The sequence below is a fragment of the Aquincola tertiaricarbonis genome (assembly GCF_000969605.1).
GTDB lineage: Bacteria > Pseudomonadota > Gammaproteobacteria > Burkholderiales > Burkholderiaceae_C > Aquincola > Aquincola tertiaricarbonis.
This window is the reverse complement of record NZ_JZUE01000009.1, coordinates 33,672-56,381: the sequence shown is the minus strand read 5'-3', so window position 1 is coordinate 56,381 and position 22,710 is coordinate 33,672. Positions and strand designations below refer to the sequence as shown.

General features: G+C 69.4%; 22 protein-coding genes. 11 read left to right on the top strand and 11 right to left on the bottom strand.

The genetic code is table 11. The features are described 5' to 3' along the window. Positions 1 to 66 precede the first annotated feature (66 nt). The 7 genes from argS to VO99_RS12625 all read left to right on the top strand — a co-directional run bounded on the left by argS (position 67) and on the right by VO99_RS12625 (position 7,471). Entirely contained in the window at positions 67 to 1,785 is a 1,719-nt protein-coding gene (gene argS / locus VO99_RS12655) for an arginine--tRNA ligase (RefSeq protein ID WP_046113243.1), read from the top strand. Beyond that, the gene (locus tag VO99_RS12650) at positions 1,782 to 2,429 is read left to right on the top strand and encodes an SPOR domain-containing protein (protein ID WP_046113242.1); all 648 of its coding nucleotides are present in this window, start codon (positions 1,782 to 1,784) and stop codon (positions 2,427 to 2,429) included. Before argS ends, VO99_RS12650 begins: the two co-directional genes overlap by 4 nt. 81 nt (positions 2,430 to 2,510) lie before the next feature. Then, a complete protein-coding gene (locus VO99_RS12645) occupies positions 2,511 to 3,164 on the top strand; it encodes a thiol:disulfide interchange protein DsbA/DsbL (RefSeq protein ID WP_046113241.1) in 654 nt (217 codons plus the stop codon). 107 nt (positions 3,165 to 3,271) lie between these two features. Beyond that, positions 3,272 to 3,904 (top strand): lipopolysaccharide transport periplasmic protein LptA, encoded by a 633-nt coding sequence (gene lptA / locus VO99_RS12640; protein ID WP_046113240.1) that lies wholly within the window; start codon positions 3,272 to 3,274, stop codon positions 3,902 to 3,904. Further along, positions 3,901 to 4,677 carry an LPS export ABC transporter ATP-binding protein gene (gene lptB / locus VO99_RS12635; RefSeq protein ID WP_198156932.1) on the top strand — a complete coding sequence of 259 codons (777 nt, stop codon included), beginning with the start codon at positions 3,901 to 3,903 and terminating at the stop codon, positions 4,675 to 4,677. Before lptA ends, lptB begins: the two co-directional genes overlap by 4 nt. Positions 4,678 to 4,699: 22 nt before the next feature. Continuing rightward, positions 4,700 to 6,232: an RNA polymerase factor sigma-54 gene (locus tag VO99_RS12630; protein WP_046113239.1), complete on the top strand. Its 1,533-nt coding sequence runs from the start codon at positions 4,700 to 4,702 to the stop codon at positions 6,230 to 6,232. Further along, positions 6,233 to 7,471: a THUMP domain-containing class I SAM-dependent RNA methyltransferase gene (locus VO99_RS12625; RefSeq protein WP_046113238.1), complete on the top strand. Its 1,239-nt coding sequence runs from the start codon at positions 6,233 to 6,235 to the stop codon at positions 7,469 to 7,471. Between the two features lie 18 nt (positions 7,472 to 7,489). On the opposite strand, the gene eutC is transcribed toward VO99_RS12625, so the two are convergent. Genes eutC through eat form a run of 3 tightly spaced genes read right to left on the bottom strand, consistent with a single transcriptional unit; the run spans position 7,490 to position 11,108 of the window. Beyond that, entirely contained in the window at positions 7,490 to 8,299 is an 810-nt protein-coding gene (eutC, locus tag VO99_RS12620; protein ID WP_046113237.1) for an ethanolamine ammonia-lyase subunit EutC, read from the bottom strand. Continuing rightward, positions 8,292 to 9,689 (bottom strand): ethanolamine ammonia-lyase subunit EutB, encoded by a 1,398-nt coding sequence (locus VO99_RS12615; protein ID WP_046113236.1) that lies wholly within the window; start codon positions 9,687 to 9,689, stop codon positions 8,292 to 8,294. Before VO99_RS12615 ends, eutC begins: the two co-directional genes overlap by 8 nt. A gap of 18 nt (positions 9,690 to 9,707) precedes the next feature. Next, entirely contained in the window at positions 9,708 to 11,108 is a 1,401-nt protein-coding gene (gene eat, locus VO99_RS12610) for an ethanolamine permease (RefSeq protein ID WP_046113235.1), read from the bottom strand. Between the two features lie 152 nt (positions 11,109 to 11,260). Here eat and VO99_RS12605 point away from each other — a divergent pair, with 152 nt between their 5' ends. After that, positions 11,261 to 12,343, top strand: coding sequence for a helix-turn-helix domain-containing protein (locus VO99_RS12605; RefSeq protein ID WP_232315347.1), 1,083 nt, complete (start codon positions 11,261 to 11,263; stop codon positions 12,341 to 12,343). Here VO99_RS12605 and VO99_RS12600 read toward each other — a convergent pair. The 7 genes from VO99_RS12600 to VO99_RS12570 all read right to left on the bottom strand — a co-directional run bounded on the left by VO99_RS12600 (position 12,225) and on the right by VO99_RS12570 (position 18,992). Next, positions 12,225 to 12,710, bottom strand: a complete 486-nt coding sequence (locus VO99_RS12600; protein WP_157039549.1) for a YidB family protein — start codon at positions 12,708 to 12,710, stop codon at positions 12,225 to 12,227. The two genes, VO99_RS12605 and VO99_RS12600, sit on opposite strands and share 119 nt — an antisense overlap. 104 nt (positions 12,711 to 12,814) lie before the next feature. Then, complete coding sequence (locus tag VO99_RS12595) at positions 12,815 to 13,564, bottom strand: 16S rRNA (uracil(1498)-N(3))-methyltransferase (RefSeq protein WP_046113234.1); 750 nt, start codon at positions 13,562 to 13,564, stop codon at positions 12,815 to 12,817. A gap of 33 nt (positions 13,565 to 13,597) precedes the next feature. After that, a complete protein-coding gene (locus VO99_RS12590) occupies positions 13,598 to 14,335 on the bottom strand; it encodes a 5'-methylthioadenosine/adenosylhomocysteine nucleosidase (protein WP_046113233.1) in 738 nt (245 codons plus the stop codon). Next, positions 14,332 to 16,035: a long-chain-fatty-acid--CoA ligase gene (locus VO99_RS12585; RefSeq protein WP_046113232.1), complete on the bottom strand. Its 1,704-nt coding sequence runs from the start codon at positions 16,033 to 16,035 to the stop codon at positions 14,332 to 14,334. Before VO99_RS12585 ends, VO99_RS12590 begins: the two co-directional genes overlap by 4 nt. Before the next feature lie 84 nt (positions 16,036 to 16,119). After that, positions 16,120 to 17,544 carry an NAD(P)(+) transhydrogenase (Re/Si-specific) subunit beta gene (locus VO99_RS12580; protein ID WP_046113231.1) on the bottom strand — a complete coding sequence of 475 codons (1,425 nt, stop codon included), beginning with the start codon at positions 17,542 to 17,544 and terminating at the stop codon, positions 16,120 to 16,122. Continuing rightward, positions 17,541 to 17,858 (bottom strand): NAD(P) transhydrogenase subunit alpha part 2, encoded by a 318-nt coding sequence (locus VO99_RS12575; RefSeq protein WP_046113230.1) that lies wholly within the window; start codon positions 17,856 to 17,858, stop codon positions 17,541 to 17,543. The genes VO99_RS12580 and VO99_RS12575 overlap by 4 nt, the downstream gene beginning before the upstream one ends. Before the next feature lie 18 nt (positions 17,859 to 17,876). Next, entirely contained in the window at positions 17,877 to 18,992 is a 1,116-nt protein-coding gene (locus VO99_RS12570; RefSeq protein ID WP_046113229.1) for a Re/Si-specific NAD(P)(+) transhydrogenase subunit alpha, read from the bottom strand. 112 nt (positions 18,993 to 19,104) lie between these two features. On the opposite strand from VO99_RS12570, the gene VO99_RS12565 reads away from it, so the two are divergent. The 3 genes from VO99_RS12565 to VO99_RS12555 all read left to right on the top strand — a co-directional run bounded on the left by VO99_RS12565 (position 19,105) and on the right by VO99_RS12555 (position 21,777). Then, entirely contained in the window at positions 19,105 to 19,599 is a 495-nt protein-coding gene (locus VO99_RS12565) for an NUDIX hydrolase (RefSeq protein ID WP_046113228.1), read from the top strand. A 26-nt stretch (positions 19,600 to 19,625) separates the two neighbouring features. Continuing rightward, positions 19,626 to 20,732 (top strand): tRNA 2-thiouridine(34) synthase MnmA, encoded by a 1,107-nt coding sequence (gene mnmA / locus VO99_RS12560; RefSeq protein ID WP_046113227.1) that lies wholly within the window; start codon positions 19,626 to 19,628, stop codon positions 20,730 to 20,732. A 100-nt stretch (positions 20,733 to 20,832) separates the two neighbouring features. Next, positions 20,833 to 21,777, top strand: a complete 945-nt coding sequence (locus VO99_RS12555) for a CysB family HTH-type transcriptional regulator (protein WP_046113226.1) — start codon at positions 20,833 to 20,835, stop codon at positions 21,775 to 21,777. A 33-nt stretch (positions 21,778 to 21,810) separates the two neighbouring features. Here the strand turns inward: VO99_RS12555 and VO99_RS12550 are convergent, their stop codons facing one another. Beyond that, a complete protein-coding gene (locus VO99_RS12550; RefSeq protein ID WP_046113225.1) occupies positions 21,811 to 22,584 on the bottom strand; it encodes an N-acyl amino acid synthase FeeM domain-containing protein in 774 nt (257 codons plus the stop codon). Between the last annotated feature and the right edge of the window lie 126 nt (positions 22,585 to 22,710).

Genomic DNA, 22,710 nt, shown 5'->3' with positions numbered 1-22,710 from the left:
TATCTTCGGCCGCCCGCCCCGCCGGCTTGAGGCGGGTGCGCCACCCCCCAACTTAGAATCGCCGCCATGATCCAAGCCAAGCAGGACTTGCTCGCCGCCTTGCGCGCAGCAGTCGCGGAACTGGCGCCCGAAGCCGGCCCGTCCGTCCCCCCGCTCGAAAGCCTCGAATTCGAATCGCCCAAGCAGGCCGCCCACGGAGACTTCGCCGTCACCGTGGCGATGCAGCTCGCCAAGGCCTTGAAGAAGAACCCGCGTGAACTGGCACAAGCCCTGGTGGAGGCGCTCAAGCGCCAGCCCGCGGTGGAGCGCTGGGTGTCGGCGCTGGAAATCGCCGGCCCCGGCTTCATCAACCTGCGCCTGAAGGAAGCCGCCAAGCAGGCTGTGGTGCGCGAGGTGCTGGAAGGCGCCGAGCAGTTCGGCCGCCAGCCCGCCAACGGCACCAAGCTGATGGTGGAGTTCGTCTCGGCCAACCCCACCGGCCCGCTGCACGTGGGCCATGCCCGCCAGGGCGCGCTGGGCGACAGCCTGAGCCACCTGTTCGAGACGCAGGGCTTCGCCGTCACCCGCGAGTTCTATTACAACGACGCCGGCGTGCAGATCGCCACCCTGGCCGCCTCCACCCAGGCGCGCATCCAGGGCCTGAAGCCCGGCGACGCCGGCTGGCCCGAATCGGCCTACAACGGCGACTACATCGCCGACATCGCCGCCGATTTCATGGCCAGGAAGACGGTGCGGGCCGACGACCGGGAGTTCACCGCCAGCGGCGACCCCGACGACCTGGACGGCATCCGCCAGTTCGCGGTGGCCTACCTGCGGCACGAACAAGACCTGGACTTGCAGGCCTTCGGCGTCAAGTTCGACAGCTACTACCTGGAAAGCAGCCTGTACACCTCCGGCCGCGTCGATCAGACGGTGGCCCGCCTGGTGGCCGCCGGCAAGACCTACGAGCTCGACAACGCGCTGTGGCTGCGCACCACCGACTACGGTGACGACAAGGACCGCGTGATGCGCAAGTCCGACGGCAGCTTCACCTACTTCCTGCCCGACGTGGCGTACCACATCGCCAAGTGGGAGCGCGGCTACGCCAAGGTGATCAACTGCCAGGGCACCGACCACCACGGCACCATCGCCCGGGTGCGCGCCGGCCTGCAGGCGGCCAACGTCGGCATCCCGCAGGGCTACCCCGACTACGTGCTGAACACGATGGTGCGGGTGGTGCGCGACGGCAACGAGGTGAAGATCAGCAAGCGCGCCGGCAGCTACGTGACGCTGCGCGACCTGATCGACTGGACCAGCCGCGACGCGGTGCGCTTCTTCCTCATCAGCCGCAAGGCCGACACCGAATTCACCTTCGACATCGACCTGGCGCTGAAGCAGAACGACGAGAACCCGGTGTTCTACGTGCAGTACGCCCATGCGCGGATCTGCTCGGTGCTGGCCAAGGCCAGCGCGGCCGAGCTGGCGCAGGCCGACCTGTCCCGCCTGGTGGCGCCCACCGAGCTGTCGCTGATGCTGAAGCTGGCCGACTACCCGGCCATGCTCACCCGCGCCGCGGCCAGCCTGGCCCCGCACGACGTGGCCTTCTACCTGCGCGACGTGGCCTCGGCCTTCCACAGCTATTACGCGGCCGAGCGTTTTCTGGTCGACGATGCCGAGCTGGCCCGCGCCCGCCTGGCGCTGCTGGCTGCCACCCGGCAGGTGCTGCGCAATGCCCTGTCGCTGCTGGGCGTGAGCGCCCCCGAGAGCATGAACCGGGCCGAAGAAGCCCAGAAGGAACCCGCATGAAGTCGCAACGTGGAGGCTTCGTGATGGGCCTCATCGTCGGCCTGCTGGTCGGCCTGGCGCTGGCGCTGGGCGTGGCCCTGTACGTCACCAAGGTGCCGGTGCCCTTCGTCAACAAGGTGCCGCAGCGCTCCGCCGACCAGGACGCCGCCGAAGCCGAGAAGAACAAGAACTGGGACCCCAACGCGCCGCTGGCGGGCAAGCCGCCGCGCAGCGCCTCCGGCACGGTGCAGCAGCCGGCCTATCCGTCGCAGCCGGCGGTACCGGCGCCCACACCGGCCGTGCCGCCCACCGAGCAGCCGGCGCCTGCCGCGCCGCCGACCGGCTCCACCCGCGACCCGGCGGCCATCCTGTCCGGCCAATCCGGCGGTGCATCTTCGGCGCCGCGGTCCACCAGAACGGGCACCGATGCGTTCACCTACTTCGTGCAGGCGGGCGCGTTCGCCAAGCCCGAGGATGCGGAACAGCAGCGCGCCAGGTTGGCGATGCAGGGCCTGGCGGCCCGTGTCACCGAGCGGGAGCAATCGGGCCGTACCGTGTACCGGGTGCGCCTGGGCCCGTTCGAACAGAAAGAAGACGCCGAGGCGGCCCAGCAGCGCCTGCAAGGCACCGGCACCGAGGCGGCACTGGTGCGGGTGGAACGCTGATTCGCCCGCCTGGCGAACCAAAGGCGGCGCGCAGCAGTCCACCTGCGTTCCTGCCAGCACACAGACACCAAGAGGAATTGCATGAACCGTCGTGACTTCACCGCCCGCGCCGCCGGCACGGGCCTCGCCCTGGGATTCGGCCTGGTCGGCCAGGCCGCCCACGCCCAGGGCGCCCCGCTCGTCGAGGGCAAGGACTACGTCAAGCTGCAGACCGCCGCCCCGGTGGCCAGCGGCGGCAAGGTGGATGTGGTGGAGTTCTTCTGGTACGGCTGCCCGCACTGCAATGCCTTCGAGCCCTCGCTGGACGCCTGGGCCAAGAAGCTGCCCGCCGACGTCAACTTCCGGCGCGTGCCGGTGAGCTTCTCGGCCATGCACGAGACGCATGCCAAGATCTTCTACGCGCTCGAGTCTCTCGGCCAGGTGGAGGCGCTGCACCGCAAGGTGTTCGCGGCCCTGCATGTGCAGCGCAAGCGGCTGGACAAGGAAGCCGACATCGTCGACTTCATGACCCAGAACGGCGTGGATGCGGCCAAGTTCACCGAGGCCTACAAGTCGTTCGGCGTGGCCACCAAGGTGCGCCAGGGCAAGGCGCTGTCCGAGGCGTACAAGATCGACGGCGTGCCGGCCATCGGCGTGGCCGGCCGGTGGTTCACCGCGCCGTCGCTGGCGGGCTCGCCCGAGCGTGCGCTGGCGGTGAGCGATGCGCTGATCCAGATGGCCCGCAAGCCGGCCTGATGCCGGCCGGGGCGGGCCCGACCCGCCCCAATTCACGGCGCCGGGCTGCACGTCAGGTGACGGTCATGAATCTGTGGCTAGAATGGCCATGCAAGTTTCATGCCTTTATGACCACCCAACGCCCACGCCATTCGTTCCCGTCCAGCCTGCGCAGCCTTGCGGTGGTCATGGCCGCCGTGGGCCTGCTGGCCGCAGGCCCAGCCGCCCAGGCCGCCCGGGCAGACCGCAGCCAGCCCATCACCATCGACGCCGACAAGCCCGGCACGGTGGACATGCTCAAGCAGGTGGTGGTGTTCAACGGCAACGTGGTCATCACCCAGGGCACCATCACCATCCGCGCCGAGCGCGCCGAGATCCGCGAGGGCGCCGATGGCTTCCGCTCGGCGGTGGCGGTGGGCACGGCCAGCCAGCCGGCCAGCTTCCGACAGAAGCGCGAAGGACTGGATGAATTCATCCAGGGCACGGCCGATCGCATCGAATATGAAGGCCGGGGCGACGTGGTGCGCTTCGTCGGCGGCGCCCAGGTGCAGCGGCTGCGCAACGGCGTGGCGGCGGACCAGATTTCCGGCGAACGCATCACCTACGACAGCACGACCGAGGTGTTTAGCGTGGCCGGCAGCACCGCGCCGGCACCGGCCAGCGGTGCCAGCGGCCCGGGCAACGGCCGCGTGCGGGTGATCCTCACCCCGCGCGAGGGCTCCGAGGCCGCCGAGCCCGCAGCATCCGGAGCCTCCCGGTGAGCGCGCTGCCCGCCACCGCGGTGCCGCGCAACGACAGCCGCCTGGAAGCCAGCCGGCTGCAGAAGCGCTACGGCACGCGCACGGTGGTGAAGGACGTGCACCTGGCGGTGGGCGCCGGCGAGGTGGTGGGCCTGCTGGGCCCCAACGGCGCCGGCAAGACCACCACCTTCTACATGGTGGTGGGACTGGTGCGCGCCGATGCCGGCGAGATCCGCATCGATGGCGCCGAGGTGCAGCACAAGCCGATCCACCAGCGCTCGCGCATGGGCCTGTCGTACCTGCCGCAGGAAGCGTCGATCTTCCGGAAGCTCACCGTCGAGGAGAACATCCGCGCCGTGCTGGAACTGCAGCGCGGCGCCGACGGCCGCTCGCTGCCCGGCAAGGAGATCGACCGGCTGCTGGAAGGCCTGCTGGCCGACCTGGGCATCGAGAAGCTGCGCGCCAGCCCGGCGCCGGCATTGTCGGGCGGCGAACGGCGGCGGGTGGAAATCGCCCGCGCGCTGGCCACGCAACCGCGCTTCATCCTGCTGGACGAGCCGTTCGCCGGCGTCGACCCCATCGCGGTGATCGAGATCCAGCGAATCATCGGTTTCCTGAAGGCACGCGGCATCGGCGTGCTGATCACCGACCACAACGTGCGCGAGACGCTGGGCATCTGCGACCGCGCGTACATCATCAGTGAAGGCCGCGTGCTGGCCGAAGGCACGCCCAACGAGATCGTCGACAACACGGACGTGCGCAAGGTCTACCTTGGCGAGCACTTCCGCATGTGATTGAAGCAACCCGGTTGATGTCATGAAACCATCGTTGCAGATCCGCCTCTCGCAGCACCTGGCGCTCACGCCGCAACTGCAGCAGTCCATCCGGCTGCTGCAGCTGTCGACGCTCGAGCTGCACCAGGAAGTCGAGCAGATGCTCGAGCAGAACCCTTTCCTGGAAACCGAGGAGGAACACGTTCCGGCGTTCGAGCAGTCGATGGAACGGCCGGCCGCCAGCGCGACCGCCAGCGACGACGGTGACTTCGCGGCAAGCAGCGAGCCCAGCGGCAGCAGCGAGGCCGAAGGCGCCGACGCGCCGGGCGTGGACAGCGCGGAGTTCGGCACCACCGAGCGTGAAGACTGGGAGAACGGCACCGAGCGTGACGACTTCGACGGCATCCGCGAAACGCCCTCCTCGGGCAGCGGCAGCAGCGACAACGACGACTTCGAGCCGCAGGAGCGCGGCGGCAGCGGCATCTCCCTGCAGGAGCACCTGCGCGCGCAGATGGCCGGCATGCGGCTGGAGCCGGCGGACGCCGCGGCGCTGCACGTGCTGATCGAATCGCTGAACGAGGACGGCTACCTGGCCGACCGGCTGGAAGACATCGTCGCGCAGCTGGCCGGCGAGGCCGACCCCGAGCAGCAGGAAGAACTGCTGGAACGCCTGCAGTGCGCGCTGAAGTGGCTGCAGAGCCTGGAGCCGCTGGGCGTGGGCGCACGCGACCTGCCCGAATGCCTGGTGCTGCAGCTCAAGGCCCAGACGCGCTGCGAGGCGCAGGCGGTGGCCATCATCGTGTGCAAGCACCACCTGGAGCTGCTGGCACGGCGCGACCTGAAGAAGCTCATCGCCGCCACCGGCGCCGACGAAGAGCTGCTGAAGGCGGCGCAGGAGCTGATCCGCCGCTGCGAGCCCAAGCCGGGCCGGCCGTTCTCGCGGGCCGAGGCCAACATCATCATTCCCGACGTGATCGTGCAGCGCAACGGCCGCGGCTGGAAGGTGGTGCTCAACCCCGACGTGATGCCCAAGCTGCGCATCAACGACCTGTATGCCCAGGCCATCCGCGGCAACCGCGGGCAGAACGGCAACGGCGCGCTGGGCGCCCGGCTGCAGGAAGCGCGCTGGTTCATGAAGAACATCCAGCAGCGCTTCGACACCATCCTGCGCGTGTCCAGCGCCATCGTCGAGCGGCAGAAGAACTTCTTCACCCACGGCGAGATCGCGATGAAGCCGCTGGTGCTGCGCGAGATCGCCGATGAGCTGGGCCTGCACGAGTCCACCATCTCCCGCGTGACCACCGCCAAGTACATGGCCACGATGTTCGGCACCTTCGAGCTGAAGTACTTCTTCGGCTCGTCGCTGAACACCGATGCCGGCGGCAATGCCTCCAGCACGGCGGTGCGTGCGCTCATCAAGCAGCTGGTGGCGGCGGAAGACGCGGCCAAGCCGCTGTCGGACAGCCAGCTCAGCCAGATGCTGGAAGAACAAGGCATCCAGGTGGCGCGGCGCACCGTCGCCAAGTACCGCGAAGCCCTGAAGATCGCGCCCGCCAACCTGCGCAAGGCCATGTAGATGCCGACCACCGCCCTGTTCCTGCCCTGCGCCGCAGGCGTCGAAGAATTCCTGGCCGCCGAATGCCGGCGCCTGCTGGGCGACAAGCCGCGCATGGAAACCGCCCGCGGCGGCGTGACCGTGTACGGCGACGAGCGCGACGCGATGCGGCTGAACCTCGGCTGCCGGCTGGCGCAGCGGGTGCTGTGGCCGGTGGCCCACGGGCCGTACCACGACGAGCATGAGCTGTATGAGCTGGCCCGCACCGTGTGCTGGGGCGACTGGATCACCGCGCGGCAGACGCTGCGGGTGGACAGCACCGCCCAGCGCTCCCCGCTGCGCAGCCTGAACTTCGCCAACCTGCGCATCAAGGACGCGGTGTGCGACGACCTGCGCGAAGCCACCGGCGAGCGGCCGAGCGTCGACACCCGCTGGCCCGACCTGCCGCTGGCGCTGCACCTCACCGCCACCCACGCCACGCTGTACGTCGACCTGTCCGGCGAAGCGTTGTTCAAGCGCGGCTGGCGTGAGGCCAAGGGCGAGGCGCCGCTGAAGGAAACCCTGGCCGCCGCCATGCTGGCCGCCGCCGGCTGGCAGGGCCGCGCCGAAGACGGCCCGCTGTTCGACCCCTGCTGCGGCGCCGGCACCATCGCCATCGAGGCGGCGCAGATCGCCTGCGGCATCGCGCCGGGCTCGCAGCGCCGCTTCGCGTTCGAGAAGCTGCTGCCCTTCCGCCCCCACCTGGCCGCCTGGCGGCAGATGCAGGCCGACGCGCAGGCCGCAGTGCATGCGCCGGCGGTGCCGATCTTCGCAGGCGACGTGTCCTTCCGCATGACCGACTTCGCCACCCGCAACGCCGAGCGGGCCGGCGTGCTGCATGCCATCGACTTCAAGACTGCCGACGCGCTGCAGCGCCCGGCGCCAGCCGAACGTGGCGTGCTGATGATGAACCCGCCGTACGGCGAGCGCATCGACGCCAAGGGGACCGGGCAGGGCGGCGGCCAGGCGTTCGAAGGCGGGGGCAGCCCGGCCGAGTTCTACGCCCAGCTGGCCACGCACTGGAAGCGGCAGTTCTCGGGCTGGACGGCCTGGGTGCTCAGCCCCGACATGAAGCTGCCATCGATGATGCGGCTGAAGGAAAGCCGCCGCGTGCCGATGTGGAACGGCCCGATCGAATGCCGGCTGTTCCGCTTCGACCTGGTGGCCGGCTCGGCCCGGCCGGCACCTGCAGCGCGCGCGGCCGAAGAGCCTTCGGACTGAGGGTGCACCCCGGCTGAGTCAGCCCGCGGCCAGCGGCGGCGGCGCGGCCGCGGCTGGCGCCTCCAGCACCTCCAGGTCGCTTTCGTCCTTCAGCGCCACACCGCTGCAGCCCAGCACCAGCGCGCGCTTCATCAGCCAGGCCAGCTTGAAGGCGGCGGCTTCGGGGCGCAGGCCTTCGGGGCGCACGTTGGAGATGCAGTTGCGCTCGGCGTCGTGCCGGCCGCGGCGCGGGCCGTGGGTGAGGTAGATCCCCAGGCTGTCGGGCGAACTCAGGCCCGGCCGCTCGCCGATCAGGATGGCCGACAGCGATGCGCCGAGGATCTCGGCGATCTCGTCGGCCACCGCCACCCGCGCCTGTGTCACCACCACCAGCGGCGCGAGCTTGAAGCCTGCCGGCAGGTGCTGCGGCAGCGCGGCCAGCAGCGGCAGCGCGTGGCGCTGCACCGCCAGCGACGACAAGCCGTCGCCGATCACGAGGCAGAGGTCGGGCACGGGCTCGCCGGCGGCGCGCTGATGCTGCGCATGGGCGCGCAGGCGCGCGGCGTCCTCCTGATGCAGCTGGCGGCCGAGGTCGGGGCGGCGCAGGTACTCGGTGCGGTCGACGGCGCGGCTGCGGGCGTGCAGCACCGGCCAGCCGGCGGCCTGCAGATCGGCTTCCAGCGCCGGCACGTCCAGCGGCGCATGGATGGCGTCGCGCGCCATCGCATGCGCCAGTCCGAAGCGCAGCGCCTCGGCGGTGGGCGTGGCCACGCCGGCGCGGCCGAGCGCGATGCGGGCCGAGGTGTGGCTGCGCCAGCCGTCCCAGGGGTCGGGCAGCACCTCAGCCATGGCCCAGCGCCAGCGCGCCCATGTCGGACAGCAGCCGGTGGTTGGCCGAAGGCGGCAGCACCTGGCCGGCACGGTCGGTGATCTGCATGCGCTGCAGCCAGGCCTCGAACTCGGGCGCGCGCTTCAGGCCCAGTGTTTCGCGCAGGAACAGCGCGTCGTGGAACGAGGTGCTCTGGTAGTTGAGCATCACGTCGTCCGCCCCCGGCACGCCGATCACGAAGTTGATGCCGGCCGCGCCCAGCAGCACCAGCAGCGTGTCCATGTCGTCCTGGTCGGCTTCGGCATGGTTGGTGTAGCAGACGTCGCAGCCGATGGGCAGGCCCAGCAGCTTGCCGCAGAAGTGGTCTTCCAGCCCGGCGCGGATGATCTGCTTGCCGTCGTACAGGTACTCCGGCCCGATGAAGCCCACCACGGTGTTGATCAGCAGCGGGTTGTAGCGACGCGCCAGCGCATAGGCGCGGACCTCGCAGGTCTGCTGGTCGACGCCGAAGTTGGCATTGGCCGACAGCGCGCTGCCCTGGCCGGTCTCGAAGTACATGACGTTGCTGCCCACCGTGCCGCGCTGCTGCGCCAGCGCGGCGGCCTGCGCCTCGGCCAGCAGCTCGGGCGTGACGCCGAAGCTGCGGTTGGTCTTCTCGGTGCCGCCGATCGACTGGAACACCAGGTCGACCGGCACCCCGGCCTCGGCCAGTTGCAGCGTGTTGGTCACGTGGGTGAGCACGCAGCTCTGGGTCGGGATCTCGAAGCGCTGGATCACCTCGTCCAGCATGCGCAGCAGGCCGGCCAGCACCGGCAGGCTGTCGGAGGCGGGGTTGACGCCGATCACCGCATCGCCCGCGCCGTACATCAGGCCGTCCAGCGTGGAAGCGGCGACGCCGCGCAGGTCGTCGGTAGGGTGGTTGGGCTGCAGCCGCACAGCCAGGTGCCCGGGCAGGCCAATGGTGTTGCGGAAGCGCGTGACCACCCGGGCCTTGCGCGCCACCGCGATCAGGTCCTGGTTGCGCATCAGCTTGCTCACCGCGGCCACCATCTCGGGCGTGAGGCCGGGCGCCAGGGCGGCCAGGGCGTCGGTGTCGGCCCCGTCGCCCAGCAGCCAGTCGCGGAAGGCGCCCACCGTGAGGTGGGACACCGGCGCGAAGGCGGCCGCATCGTGGGTGTCGATGATCAGCCGGGTGATGTTGTCGTCCTCGTACGGCACCAGCGCTTCCTGCAGGAAGACCTTCAGCGGCAGGTCGGCCAGCACGTGGCGGGCGGCCATGCGCTGCTGCGCGGTGGCGGCGGCCACGCCGGCCAGCTGGTCGCCCGAGCGGGCCGGGCTGGCGCAGGCCATCACCTGCTTCAGGTCATCGAAGCGATGGACCTCGCCGGCGAGCGTGGAGCGGTAGGTCATCGTGCGGGGACACCGGGTTCAGAGCGCGCCCTGCAGCAGCTTGTCCTGCGGGGCCTCGTCGCGGGAGCGGGAGGTGAGGCGGAAGTAAGCGTAGGCGATCGCCATCAACCCCAGGAAGACCACGGTCAGCAACGGGTTGAACCACACCATCGCGCCCAGGCACACCACGCCCAGCACCAGCGCGATGGCCGGGAACAGCGGATAGAACGGCGCGCGGTAGGGCCGGGCCAGCATCGGCTCGGTGGCGCGCAGCTTGAACAGCGAGGCCATCGAGGTGATGTACATGACGATGGCGCCGAAGACCGACATCGTCACGATGTTGGCGGTGAGCGACTGGCCGCCGAACTGGATCCACTGGTCGCTGAAGATGGCGGCGATGCCGACCACGCCGCCGGCCAGCAGCGCACGGTGCGGCGTCTGGAAGCGCGGCGACAGCACCGCGAACGAGCACGGCAGGTAGCCGGCGCGGGCCAGCGCGAAGATCTGCCGCGAATAGCCCATGATGATCCCGTGGAACGAGGCGATGAGGCCGAACAGCCCGATCCACACCATCATGTGCAGCCAGCCGCTGGACTCGCCCACCACCACCTTCATCGCCTGCGGCAGCGGGTCGTTGATGTTGGCGATCTTGCGCCAGTCGCCCACGCCGCCGGCCATGATCATCACGCCGAACGCCAGCACCACCAACGTGAGGATGCCGGCGATGTAGGCCTTCGGGATGGTGCGCTGCGGATCGCGCGCTTCCTCCGCCGCCATGGCCGCGCCTTCGATGGCCAGGAAGAACCAGATGGCGAAGGGGATGGACGCGAAGATGCCCGCCACCGCCGCGCCGCTGAACACGTCGCTGCCGGCCCAGCCGTTGGCCACGTAGTTGGCCAGCGACCAGCCCGGGCTCACCACGCCCATGAACACCAGCAGCTCGAAGATGGCCAGCAGCGTGACCACCAGCTCGAAGGCCGCGGCGATGCCGATGCCCACCCAGTTCAGCGCGATGAACACCACATAGGCGGCCACCGCGATCAGCTTCGGGTCGAGCGCCGGGAACTGCACGTTCAGGTAGGCGCCGATGGCCAGCGAGATGGCGGGCGGCGCGAACACGAACTCCACCAGCGTCGCAAAGCCGGCGATGAAGCCGCCGGTGGGCCCGAAGGCCCGGCGTGCATACGCAAACGGCCCGCCGGCATGCGGAATGGCGGTGGAGAGCTCGGTGAAGCTGAAGATGAAGGTGGTGTACATGGTGGCCACCAGCAGCGTGGCCACCAGGAAGCCGAGCGTGCCGGCGCTGTTCCAGCCGTAGCTCCAGCCGAAGTACTCGCCCGAGATCACCAGGCCGACGCAGATGCCCCAGAGCTGGAAGGGCCCGAGCACCTTCTTGAGGCCCGGCGCGGCGGCGGTGGTGGGGGAAGCAACCATGGTCATCCTCGCAGGTAGCCGAACAATGCGGCGGATTGAAGCAAGCCGCCTGCGGCCGCCCTATCCCAAAACGGAAATCCGCAAGGCGCGGCCGCCGTGGCATCGCTCTTGCAATGCTGGCGGCCACAAGCACAGGACATGTCCGGGGGGAGCTCGCCGTGTCACCGTTACAGGGTCCGGGCCTGCGCTACCAGGCGCTGGCCAGCAATGACGTGGACCAGCACGCCAGCCACCTGTCGTGCTGGCAGCAGCAGTACGACCAGCTCTCGCAGGGCCGCTTCGCCGGCACGGTGCGTGAGTTGTGGGCCGACGACGGCCCGCGGCTGCAGGTGTTCCATGAGCACACGCGCCAGCAGACCAGCCAGCAGTGCCAGCCCTGGCGCGGCGCGGTGTGGTTCGGCATCCCCGATGGCCGCCAGCACGATGCGCTGCATTTCTGCGGCCGGCTGCAGGCGCCGCAGGCCACGCGGCCGGTGCTGCGCGCGGCGGCCGATGCGTCGTTCACGCTGCGCACGCCGGCCGACTTCGGCATCTATGGCGTGGTGATCGACGCCGACTGGCTGTCCCGGCGGCTGGACACGCTGGCGGTGCACGATGCCGGCGCCCACCGCGCGGCGCTGCAGGCGGTGCAGGTGACGCCGGCGGTGCACCGGGCCATCTGCCGCACCATCGAATCGATGCTGCACCTGGGTGCGGCCGGCCAGGCGGCCCAGCCCGGCGGCCGCCTGGCACTGCAGACGCTGCTGGACCAGCTGCTCGGGCTGCTGTGCGGCCGGGCGGCCGAGGACGGCCCGCCTGCCGACACCGCCGCCAGCCGCCGCCTGGCCACCGTGATGCTGGCGCGCGAACTGGTAAGCCGTCCGATGAACCACACAACGACGGTGGACGAGCTGTGCGCCGAGCTGCACCTCACCCGCCGCACGCTGCAGAACCACTTCCGCAGCGTGGTCGGTGATTCACCGGCCGACTTCCTGAAGGCAGTGCGCATGAACGCCTGCCGCCGCAAGCTGCGCGAAGGCGGCGCCACGGTGCAGGACGTGGCGGCGCAGTGGGGCTTCTTCCACATGGGCCACTTCGCGCACGACTACAAGCAGATGTTCGGCGAGCTGCCCTCGCAGACGCTTAGCGCGCGAAGCGCTCGAGGATCGAGCCGATCTCGCCCAGCCCGCCATCGGCCGGCAGCTGGCCCTGCGGCGTCATCTGGTCGACGGCCTGCGGCAGCACCTGCGACAGCTGGCTGAGCAGGTCGCCCTGCGACAGGCCGGTCTGCTGCGTCAGCCGGCCCAGCAGATCGTCGCCGAACACCTGGCCGAGCTGCCCCGGCGACACCGGCTGGTTGGCGCCGGTGCCCACCCAGGACGACACCACGTCGCCCAGGCCACTGCGTGTGAACTGCTCCACCAGCGCGCCCAGCCCGCCGCCCGTGCCCGGCCCACCCTGCTGCCCCACCTGGGACAGCACCAGCGCGACGATGCGCAGCAGGTCGGCTTGACCGCCACCGTGGCCGCCGCCCAGCATGCCGCCGAGCGCACCGCCGAGGCCGCCACCCTGCGCGCCCTGCCCGTTGTTGTTGCCCAGCATGCCGATGGCCAAGTCCAGCAATCCCATGTCGATCTCCTCGTGATGGATGGAAAGAGCGCCGGATTGTGGGAACGCAGCGCGCCGCAGCCCGGCGCGCCGGGGCGGCCTGCGCATTAGCGCACGAAGCGCCTTCAGCCTGCGGCGTTTGGCACCACAGCCAGCAGGCCCAGTGCGGCCAGTGCGGCCAGCGGCGCGGTGTCTGCGCGCAGCACCGCGGGGCCGAGCGAGGTCGGCAGGAAGCCGCTGCGCCGCGCTGCTTCCACCTCCGCGGCAGAGAGCCCGCCCTCCGGCCCGCTGAGCAGCAGCAGCCGTGGCGGCGGCCGAGGCTGCAGTCGCTGCGCCAGCGGCAGCGCGGCCTCGCCGAAGCCCAGCAGCCAGCGGGCGGCGTCACCGGTGTCGCCCAGGCCATCCAGCCACGCCTGCAGGGTCAGCACGGGGCCGACGGCCGGCACCCGGTTGCGGCCCGACTGCTCGCAGGCCGCCACCGCGATGCCCTGCCAGTGCGCCCGCTTGCGTTCGGCGCGTTCACCGGCCAGGCGCAGCACCGAGCGTTCGCTCATCAGCGGCTGGATGGCGGCCACGCCGAGCTCCACCGCCTTTTCAACCAGCGTGTCCATGCGGTCGTTGGCGGGCATGGACAGCGCGATGGTCAGCTGCGGGCCGATCTCGCGCTCCACGGCATCGTGCGTGTCTACCTGCACCTGCACCGCGCTGCGGCCGATGTGCTCGACGCGCGCCGACCACTCGCCGCCCTGGCCATTGAACAAGGTGAGCGGTGCGCCGGGCTGCAGCCGCAGCACCTGCACATGGCGGGCCGCGCCAGGCGGCAGATCAAGAAGCTGGCCGGCGGCCAGCGGGGCTTCGACATGGATTCGCTGCATAGGCCCGCGAGTGTGCCTCGCGGCGCGGCGGGGTCAGAGGCTGCGCAGCGCGGCGGCGACGGTGTCGCGCGAGTACTCGGCCGCCACCTCGGCGATGAAGCGCTGGAAGTCCACATGCGCGCTGTCGTCGGCGCGGTCGGACACGGTGCGCAGCACCGCGAAAGGCCGGCCGAAGGCGGCGCACACCTGCGCCACCGCGGCACCTTCCATTTCCACCGCCAGCGCATCGGGCAGCGCGGTGCGCAAGGCGTCGCTCTCGACCGCGGTGCCGACGAAGCGGTCGCCACTGACCACCAGGCCCTGGTGGCTGCGCACGGTGCCGATGCCCAAGCGCTGCAGCGCGGGATGCGGCTGCGCCAGCACTTCGTCCGCCGCCGCCGCCAGCGCATCGGCCAGCACCGCATCGGCCGCGAAGCGGGCACGGCCCGCCGAGGGCACCACATAGCGCGGGAACAGCGGCGACACGTCCAGGTCGTGCTGCAGCAGCTCGCGCGCCACCACCACGTCGCCCACCCGGACCCCCGGCGCCAGCCCACCGGCCACGCCGGTGAACAGCAGCGCCTGCGCGCCGAAGGCATCCAGCGCCAGGGTGGCCGTGCTGGCGGCGGCCACCTTGCCGATGCCGCTGAGCACCAGCAGCACCTCATGCCCCTGCAGCCGGCCGCGGTGGAAGCTGCGGCCACCGCGCTGCTGCAGGCTGCGGCCTTCCAGCAGGGCGTCGATGGCGCTCAGCTCCTCATGCAGCGCGCTGACGATGGCGATCAAGGTCAGCTGGCCACCGTGGCGGGTGGCTCGGCGCTGCGCTTGTCGCGCAGCTCGCGGCGCAGGATCTTGCCGATCGGCGTCTTGGGCAGCTCGGTGCGGAACTCCACCACCCGCGGCCGCTTGTAGCCGGTGAGGTTGGCTTCGCAGAAGGCCCGCACGTCCTGCTCGGTGAGCGCGGGGTTCTTCTTCACGATGACCACCTTCACCGCCTCGCCGGCCTTGTCATCGGGCACGCCCACCGCGGCGCACTCCAGCACGCCGTCCAGCTGCGTCAGCACGTCCTCCACCTCGTTGGGATACACGTTGAAGCCGCTGACCAGGATCATGTCCTTCTTGCGGTCCACGATCTTGAAGAAGCCGCGCTCGTCGATCAGCCCCACGTCGCCCGTGCGGAAGAAGCCGTCGGCCGTCATGACCTTGGCCGTCTCGTCGGGCCGCTGCCAGTAGCCGGCCATCACCTGCGGGCCGCGGATGGCGATCTCGCCGGCGGTGCCGGCGGGCACCTCGCGGCCATCGTCGTCCAGCAGCGCGAATTCGGTGTTGGGCATCGGCAGGCCGATGGTGCCGGTGAACTTGTGGCTGTCTACCGGATTGCACGAAGCCACCGGCGAGGTTTCCGACAGGCCGTAGCCCTCCACGATCGGGCAGCCGGTCTTCTCCAGCCACAGCTTGGCGGTGGCGCTCTGCACCGCCATGCCGCCGCCCACCGAGATCTTCAGGTGGCTCCAGTCCACCGTGTTGAAGGCCGGATGGTTGGCCAGCGCATTGAACAGCGTGTTGACCGCCGGGAGGCTGTGGAAGCGGTGCTTGCTCAGTTCCTTCAGCACCGCCGGCAGGTCGCGCGGATTGGGAATCAGCAGGTTGCAGCCGCCCATGCGCATGGACAGCATCATGTTCGTGTTGAAGCCGAAGATGTGATACAGCGGCAGCGCGCACACGGTCACGATCTGCTCGCCCGGCGGGATCTTCTTGAGCGCCGGCTGGTACCAGGCCTCGCACTGCAGCACGTTGGCCACCAGGTTGCGGTGCAGCAGCACCGCGCCCTTGCTGACGCCGGTGGTGCCGCCGGTGTACTGCAGCACCGCGATGTCGTCCGGGCCCAGCGAGGGCGCGGTGTAGGGCTTGCGGCGGCCGATCACCAGCGCATCGTTGAAGCGCACGGCGGTGGGCAGCTCGAAGGCCGGCACCATCTTCTTGACCTTGCGCACCACGTAGTTGACGAGCGAGCCCTTGGCCAGGCCCAGCATGTCGCCCATGGCGGCCAGCACCACATGCTTGACCGGCACCGCATGCGCCACCTGCTGCAGCACGTGCGCGAAGTTCTCGAGGATCACCAGCGCCTTGGCGCCGGCGTCCTTGAGCTGGTGCTCCAGCTCGCGCGGGGTGTACAGCGGATTGACGTTCACCACCACGTAGCCCGCCCGCAGGATGCCCGCCACCGCCACCGGGTACTGGGGCACGTTGGGCATCATCACCGCCACGCGGTCGCCGCGCTCCAGCCCCAGCGACTGCAGGTAGGCGGCGAAGGCACGGGAGGCATCGTCCACCTGGCGGAAGCGGTAGCTGCGGCCCATGAAGACGTAGGCCGGCAGGTCGCGGTACTTGCGGAAGCTCTCCTCGATCAGGGCCACGAGCGAGGGATACAGGTCGAACTTGATCTCAGGGGGAACGCCAGCGGGGTACTGCTTCAGCCAAGTTTTCTCCATCGCGGGGGCTCCAGAAACGAAGGGGCGATTCTGACGGAGCCTTCCGCGGTGCAGCATCAGGGGATTCGATAGCGATTTGGGCGGCTACTCCACCGCCTTAACCATCTCCTCCACCACCTTCTTGGCATCGCCGAAGACCATCATCGTCTTGTCCATGTAGAACAGCTCGTTGTCCAGGCCGGCGTAACCCGCGGCCATCGAGCGCTTGTTGACGATGACGGTCTTGGCCTTGTAGGCCTCGAGGATGGGCATGCCGTAGATCGGGCTGCCCTTTGTCAGCGCGGCGGGGTTCACCACGTCGTTGGCACCCAGGATGATGGCTACGTCGGCCTGGCCGAACTCGCCGTTGATGTCCTCCATCTCGAACACCTGGTCGTACGGCACCTCGGCTTCGGCCAGCAGCACGTTCATGTGGCCGGGCATGCGGCCGGCCACCGGGTGGATGGCGTACTTCACCGTCACGCCCTTGGCGGTGAGCTTGGCCGCCAGCTCCTTGACCGCATGCTGCGCACGCGCCACCGCCAGGCCATAGCCCGGCACGATGACCACCGTCTCGGCATTGCCCATGATGAAGGCCGCGTCGTCGGCGCTGCCGCTCTTGACGCTGCGCTGCTGCTGCGCGCCCGCCGCCGCCGCCGTGGCATCGCCGCCGAAACCGCCCAGGATCACGTTGAAGAACGAGCGGTTCATCGCCTTGCACATGATGTAGCTCAGGATGGCGCCCGAGCTGCCCACCAGCGAGCCCGCGATGATCAGCATGCTGTTGTTCAGGCTGAAGCCGATGCCTGCGGCCGCCCAGCCCGAGTAGCTGTTGAGCATGCTCACCACCACCGGCATGTCGGCCCCGCCGATGGGGATGATGAGCAGCACGCCCAGCACGAAGCCCAGCACGATCACCGCGGTGATGCTCATGCCGCCCTGCGACTGCCAGAACGCGAACACGAAGAATGCCGCCGCCAGGCCCAGCACCGCGTTCAGGATGTGCTGCCCCGGGAACTGCACCGGCGCGCCCTGGAACAGCCGGAACTTGTACTTGCCCGACAGCTTGCCGAAGGCGATGACCGAGCCGCTGAAGGTCACCGCGCCGATGAAGGCGCCCAGCGCCAGCTCGATGCGGTTGCCACCCGGGATGGGCAGGCCCTTGGCGGCGATGCCGAAGGCATGCGGCTCGATCACCGCGGCCGCGGCGATGAACACGGCGGCCAAGCCGATCATGCTGTGCATGAAGGCCACCAGCTCGGGCATCTTGGTCATCTCGACGCGCTTGGCCATCAGCGCGCCGGCCGAGCCGCCCACCAGCAGGCCCAGCAGCACCCAGACCAGCCCGCCGATGCTGCCCTCGGCCAGCTTGACGATCAGTGCCGCGGTGGTCACCACCGCGATGGCCATGCCGGCCATGCCGAACAGGTTGCCGCGGATGGAGGTGGTGGGGTGGCTCAGGCCCTTGAGCGCCTGGATGAAGCAGACGCTGGCCACCAGGTAGAGCAGGGTGACGACATCCAGGCTCATGCCGCCTCCTTCTTGGCCGCCGGGCGGTCCTTCTTGCGGAACATCTCCAGCATGCGCCGGGTGACGAGGAAGCCGCCGAACACGTTCACCGCGGCCAGCGCCACGGCCAGCACGCCGAAGGTCTTGGCCGGCGCGCCTTCGGTGAGCGCGGCCGCCAGCATGGCGCCCACGATCACGATGGCGCTGATGGCGTTGGTCACGGCCATCAGCGGCGTGTGCAGCGCGGGCGTGACGGTCCACACCACGTGGTAGCCCACGTAGATGGCCAGCACGAAGATGATGAGGTTGGTGACGGTGGGTGACACGAAGTCCATGGCTGATCCTTCCCTTGCCTACTTGCGCTTGATGTCGCCAGCCTGCGTCATGAGGCAGGCGGCCACGATGTCGTCGTCCATCGGCACCTGGAAGCCGCCCTCCTTGGGCAGCACCAGCTTCAGGAAGTCGAGCACGTTGCGGGCGTACAGGCTGCTGGAATCGGCGGCCACCAGCGCGGGCAGGTTGGTCTCGCCCACCAGGGTGACGCCGTGCTGCACCACGGTGCGGCCGGGCACGGTCAGCGGGCAGTTGCCGCCGGCCGGCGCGGCGAGGTCGACGATGACCGAGCCGGGCTTCATGCTGCGCACCATGTCCTCGGTGACCAGCACGGGCGCGGGCCGGCCCGGGATCAATGCCGTGGTGATGACGATGTCGGCCTGTGCCACGCGCTTGGCCACTTCCACCTTCTGCCGGTCGAGCCAGCTCTGCGGCATCGGCTTGGCGTAGCCGCCCACGCCTTGCGCGGCTTCCTTCTCCTCGGGCGTGTCGTAGGACACGTCGATGAACTTGGCGCCCAGCGACTCCACCTGCTCCTTCACCGCGGGCCGCACGTCGCTGGCCTCGATGACGGCGCCCAGCCGCTTGGCGGTGGCGATGGCCTGCAGGCCAGCCACGCCCACGCCCAGCACCACGACACGCGCGGCCTTGATGGTGCCGGCCGCGGTCATCAGCATCGGGAACAGCCGCTGGTACTTGTCCGCCGCGATCATCACGGCCTTGTAGCCGGCGATGTTGGCCTGGCTGGACAGCACGTCCATGCTCTGGGCGCGTGTGGTGCGCGGCGCGGCTTCCAGCGCGAAGCTGGTGATGCCGGCCGTGGCCAGCGCGGCCAGGTTGTCGCGGTCGAAGGGATTGAGCATGCCCACCAGCGCGGTACCGGGCTTCATCAGCGCCAGCTCGTCCGCCGAGGGCGAGCGCACCTTGAGCACCAGGTCGGCGGAAAAGGCGCCCGCGCGGTCGGTGATGTCGGCGCCGGCGGCGACGTAGGCCTCGTCGGTGGCGCTGGCGGCCAGGCCGGCGCCCGACTGCACCCGCACCTCGTGGCCCTGCGCCTTCAGTTTCTTGGCCGTCTCGGGGGTCACGGCCACGCGGGTTTCCCCCGCGGCCGTCTCGAGCGGAACGCCGATGAGCATGGGTTCTCCTCCTCTGCGATGTTGCGGGGCAGCTTACACAAGTTCCCTTGCCATCCGTGTCATGGTTCACGCGGGCCGGGCAAGGCCGCCTGCCCGCCGCTACCATCCGCCGATGCCGTATGACCGATGCCAGCTCAGCGTGACGGTGGCCGCCGTGATCGAACACGAAGGCCGCTACCTGATGATCGAAGAGGAAACCAGCGAGGGTGTCCGGCTGAACAACCCGGCCGGCCACCTGGAGCCCGGCGAGTCGCCGCTGCAGGGCGTGATCCGCGAGACGCTGGAGGAAACCGGCTGCAGCTTCCAGCCGCAGCATGTGCTGGGCGTGTACCTCTCGCGCTTCCACCGGCCGGCCACCGGGGAAGACGTCACCTACCTGCGCATCGCCTTTGCCGGCACCGCCAGCGAGCCTGCGCCCGGCTGGGTGCTGGACGAAGGCATCCTGCGCACGGTGTGGATGACCCCCGACGAGATCCGTGCCAGCGCCGTGCCGCACCGCAGCCCGCTGCTGCTGCGCTGCCTGGACGACCACCTGGCCGGCAAGCGCTATCCGCTGGACCTGCTCACCGTCGACCCCACGGTGTTTGCGCCCGAGGTCAAACGCTGAAATCCATCGCGCGGGACAATCGCGCGATGGAAACAAGGAACAAGCAGCGCGTGGTGGTCGGCCTGTCCGGCGGAGTGGATTCGGCCGTGACCGCCTGGCTGCTCAAGCAGCAGGGGCACGACGTCGTCGGCATCTTCATGAAGAACTGGGAAGACGACGACGACAGCGAGTTCTGCAGTTCGCGCCAGGACTTCCTGGATGCCGCCTCGGTGGCCGACGTGATCGGCATCGAGCTGGAGCACGTCAACTTCGCGGCCGAGTACAAGGACCGCGTGTTCGCCGAGTTCCTGCGCGAATACGGCGCCGGCCGCACGCCCAACCCCGACGTGCTGTGCAATGCCGAGATCAAGTTCAAGGCCTTCCTCGACCATGCGATGCGGCTGGGCGCCGAGAAGATCGCCACCGGCCACTACGCCCGCGTGCGCGAGGTGGACGGCCGCTTCGAGCTGCTCAAGGGCCTGGACCCGGCCAAGGACCAGAGCTACTTCCTGCATCGGCTGACGCAGTCGCAGCTCAGCCGGACGCTGTTTCCGGTGGGCGAGCTGCACAAGACGGAGGTACGCCGCATCGCGGAGCAGATCGGCCTGCCCAACGCCCGGAAGAAGGACTCCACCGGCATCTGCTTCATCGGCGAGCGGCCGTTCCGCGAATTCCTGAACCGCTACCTGAAGCATGAGCCCGGCCGCATCGAGGACGAGAACGGCAAGGCAGTGGGCAAGCATGTGGGCCTGAGCTTCTACACCCTGGGCCAGCGCCAGGGCCTGGGCATTGGCGGCATCAAGTCGGCGCAGGGTCCGCAGGGCGAGCATGCGCCGTGGTACGTGGCCCGCAAGGACCTGCAGCGCAACGTGCTGGTGGTGGTGCAGGGCCACGAGCACCCGTGGCTGCAATCGCCTGCGCTCACCGCGGACGACACCAGCTGGATCGCCGGCACTCCGCCCGCGGTGCAAGCCTGTGCCGCCAAGACCCGCTACCGGCAGAGCGACGCCGCCTGCCGCTTCGTGGCGCAGGCCGACGGCCGCTTCGCGCTGCAGTTCGACCAGCCGCAATGGGCGGTGACGCCGGGCCAGTCGGCGGTGTTGTACGACGGCGAGGTGTGCCTGGGTGGCGGCGTGATCGCCTCCGCGGCGTAACCGCTTATTCGCCTGGCAACTATGCATAAGCGCAATAAGTAGTTCTTACGCATAAAAGCGAGCAACAAAATGCGGCGCTCTCATCAGCGAGCGTCCGCCCTTGAACTTCCAGCAGTTGCGATCCGTTCGGGAAACCGTCCGCCAGGGGTTCAACCTCACCTCGGTGGCCGAAGCCCTCCACACCTCACAGCCCGGCGTCAGCCGGCAGATCCGTGAGCTGGAGGAAGAGCTGGGCATCGAGCTGTTCGTGCGTGCCGGCAAGCGCCTGACCGGGCTGACGGCGCCGGGCGCCACCGTGCTGCCCATCGTCGAGCGCATGCTGCTGGAAGCCGACAACCTGCGCCGCGCCGGCGAGGACTTCGCCCGGGCCGGCCGCGGCACGCTCACCATCGCGGCCACGCACTCCCAGGCACGCTATGCGCTGCCGACGGCGGTGCGCGACTTCCGCCGCAGCCACCCCGACGTCACGCTGCACATGCACCAGGGCTCGCCACAGCAGGTGGCGCAGATGCTGCTGGACGGCAGCGCCGACATCGGCGTGGCCACGGAGGCCCTGACGCAGTACGACGAACTGGTGGCGCTGCCGTGCTACCGCTGGACGCACGTGGTCATCACCCCGCCCGGCCATCCGCTGGCCGAAGGCGGCGCGCTCACGCTGCAGAGCCTGGCCGCCCATCCGCTGGTGACGTACGAAGCCGGCTACACCGGCCGCGGCCACATCGACGAGGCCTTTGCCCGCCACGGGCTGTCGCCGCAGGTGGTGCTCACTGCAATGGACGCCGACGTCATCAAGACCTACGTGGAACTGGGGTTGGGCGTGGGCATCGTGGCGGCCATCGCCTATGACGAGGACCGCGACCGGCACCTCACGGCGATCGACGCGCGTCACCTGTTCGCCGCCAACATGACGCGGCTGGCCGTGCGCCGCGGCAGCTTCCTGCGCGACTACGCCTATGCCTTCATCGAGACCTTCGCGGCGCCACTGGGCCGCGCGGTGGTGGAGCAAGCGCTGCAGTCCAGCGCCGGCGCCAGCTTCGACATCTGACGGCGCAGCGCGCCGCCAAAGCGGCCCACGCGCCTAGCGGTTGAACCCTTCGGTCGACCAGTTCGACTTCTGCAGCCGGCTGATGATGCCCGCCTCCTCCGCCAGCGAAAACGAAAACGGATACAGCGAACGTTCGCTGGCCGACAACTCCGGCTGGCCGCCAAACCTGGCGATTTGCTGCAGCGTGTAACCAAAATCCAGGTGCAGCAAAACGGCGGGCGCATCGACGCGCTTGTTGATCCGCTCTTCGCCCAGCACCTTGCAACCCAACATCCGGGTGTAATAATTCACATGCCGCGGGTTCACTTCGATCAATAAGGTATCAAATCCTTTGAATCGATAAGCAACGATATATGCGACGTGAAATAAAGATGCCAGCACCTGCTTGGCACCTGCCACCGGATCCATCGCCAGCTTGGTGAATTCGCAGATGCGGTGGCCATTCGCACGCAAAGCATCCACTTCCGGGCCGAAGGTGTCTTCGGCATGCAGGCCCTCCGGCCCGTCCAGCCCCACGGTGATGGTGCCGATGATGGCGTCGTGGTCGGTGGCCGTCAGCGTGATGCGGTTGGGCGTCTGCTGGTCGGGCAGTCCGGCGTTCTGGTAGCCCCGCCACGCATAGCGCCGCTTGATGAGGATGTTCGCCGAGCTGCGCTGGCCATGGGAGTCGGCGCCGCGGATCTTGAACAGCCGCGGACGCGCACCGTCAGGCTTCGCCTCCACGCCCACATTGGCCACGCGGTGCGGCTCAAACGTCGCACCGATGATCGTGTTGGACGCGTCTCTCGTGCCGGGTCTCAAGTTCACCCCCCACCCCACATTGGTTTATTAGGTCAATTCTCACCCGAGCACAGCCATGAAGCTGTAGCAAGAGTTGAGGAACAAGCGCCGCGCCAAAGCGCGAAATCGTTCGCAGCGAAAGCGAACAACGGT

What these genes read in the sequence shown, in the direction of transcription:
- VO99_RS12565 (WP_046113228.1), top strand. Translation starts at nt 19,105, where the DNA reads ATGCCGTATGACCGATGCCAGCTCAGCGTGACGGTGGCCGCCGTGATC.
- VO99_RS12595 (WP_046113234.1), bottom strand. Translation starts at nt 13,564, where the DNA reads ATGCAGCGAATCCATGTCGAAGCCCCGCTGGCCGCCGGCCAGCTTCTT.
- VO99_RS12615 (WP_046113236.1), bottom strand. Translation starts at nt 9,689, where the DNA reads ATGACCTACCGCTCCACGCTCGCCGGCGAGGTCCATCGCTTCGATGAC.
- VO99_RS12625 (WP_046113238.1), top strand. Translation starts at nt 6,233, where the DNA reads ATGCCGACCACCGCCCTGTTCCTGCCCTGCGCCGCAGGCGTCGAAGAA.
- lptA (WP_046113240.1), top strand. Translation starts at nt 3,272, where the DNA reads ATGACCACCCAACGCCCACGCCATTCGTTCCCGTCCAGCCTGCGCAGC.
- eat (WP_046113235.1), bottom strand. Translation starts at nt 11,108, where the DNA reads ATGACCATGGTTGCTTCCCCCACCACCGCCGCCGCGCCGGGCCTCAAG.
- VO99_RS12570 (WP_046113229.1), bottom strand. Translation starts at nt 18,992, where the DNA reads ATGCTCATCGGCGTTCCGCTCGAGACGGCCGCGGGGGAAACCCGCGTG.
- VO99_RS12575 (WP_046113230.1), bottom strand. Translation starts at nt 17,858, where the DNA reads ATGGACTTCGTGTCACCCACCGTCACCAACCTCATCATCTTCGTGCTG.
- VO99_RS12580 (WP_046113231.1), bottom strand. Translation starts at nt 17,544, where the DNA reads ATGAGCCTGGATGTCGTCACCCTGCTCTACCTGGTGGCCAGCGTCTGC.
- argS (WP_046113243.1), top strand. Translation starts at nt 67, where the DNA reads ATGATCCAAGCCAAGCAGGACTTGCTCGCCGCCTTGCGCGCAGCAGTC.
- VO99_RS12600 (WP_157039549.1), bottom strand. Translation starts at nt 12,710, where the DNA reads ATGGGATTGCTGGACTTGGCCATCGGCATGCTGGGCAACAACAACGGG.
- VO99_RS12630 (WP_046113239.1), top strand. Translation starts at nt 4,700, where the DNA reads ATGAAACCATCGTTGCAGATCCGCCTCTCGCAGCACCTGGCGCTCACG.
- mnmA (WP_046113227.1), top strand. Translation starts at nt 19,626, where the DNA reads ATGGAAACAAGGAACAAGCAGCGCGTGGTGGTCGGCCTGTCCGGCGGA.
- VO99_RS12645 (WP_046113241.1), top strand. Translation starts at nt 2,511, where the DNA reads ATGAACCGTCGTGACTTCACCGCCCGCGCCGCCGGCACGGGCCTCGCC.
- VO99_RS12650 (WP_046113242.1), top strand. Translation starts at nt 1,782, where the DNA reads ATGAAGTCGCAACGTGGAGGCTTCGTGATGGGCCTCATCGTCGGCCTG.
- VO99_RS12585 (WP_046113232.1), bottom strand. Translation starts at nt 16,035, where the DNA reads ATGGAGAAAACTTGGCTGAAGCAGTACCCCGCTGGCGTTCCCCCTGAG.
- eutC (WP_046113237.1), bottom strand. Translation starts at nt 8,299, where the DNA reads ATGGCTGAGGTGCTGCCCGACCCCTGGGACGGCTGGCGCAGCCACACC.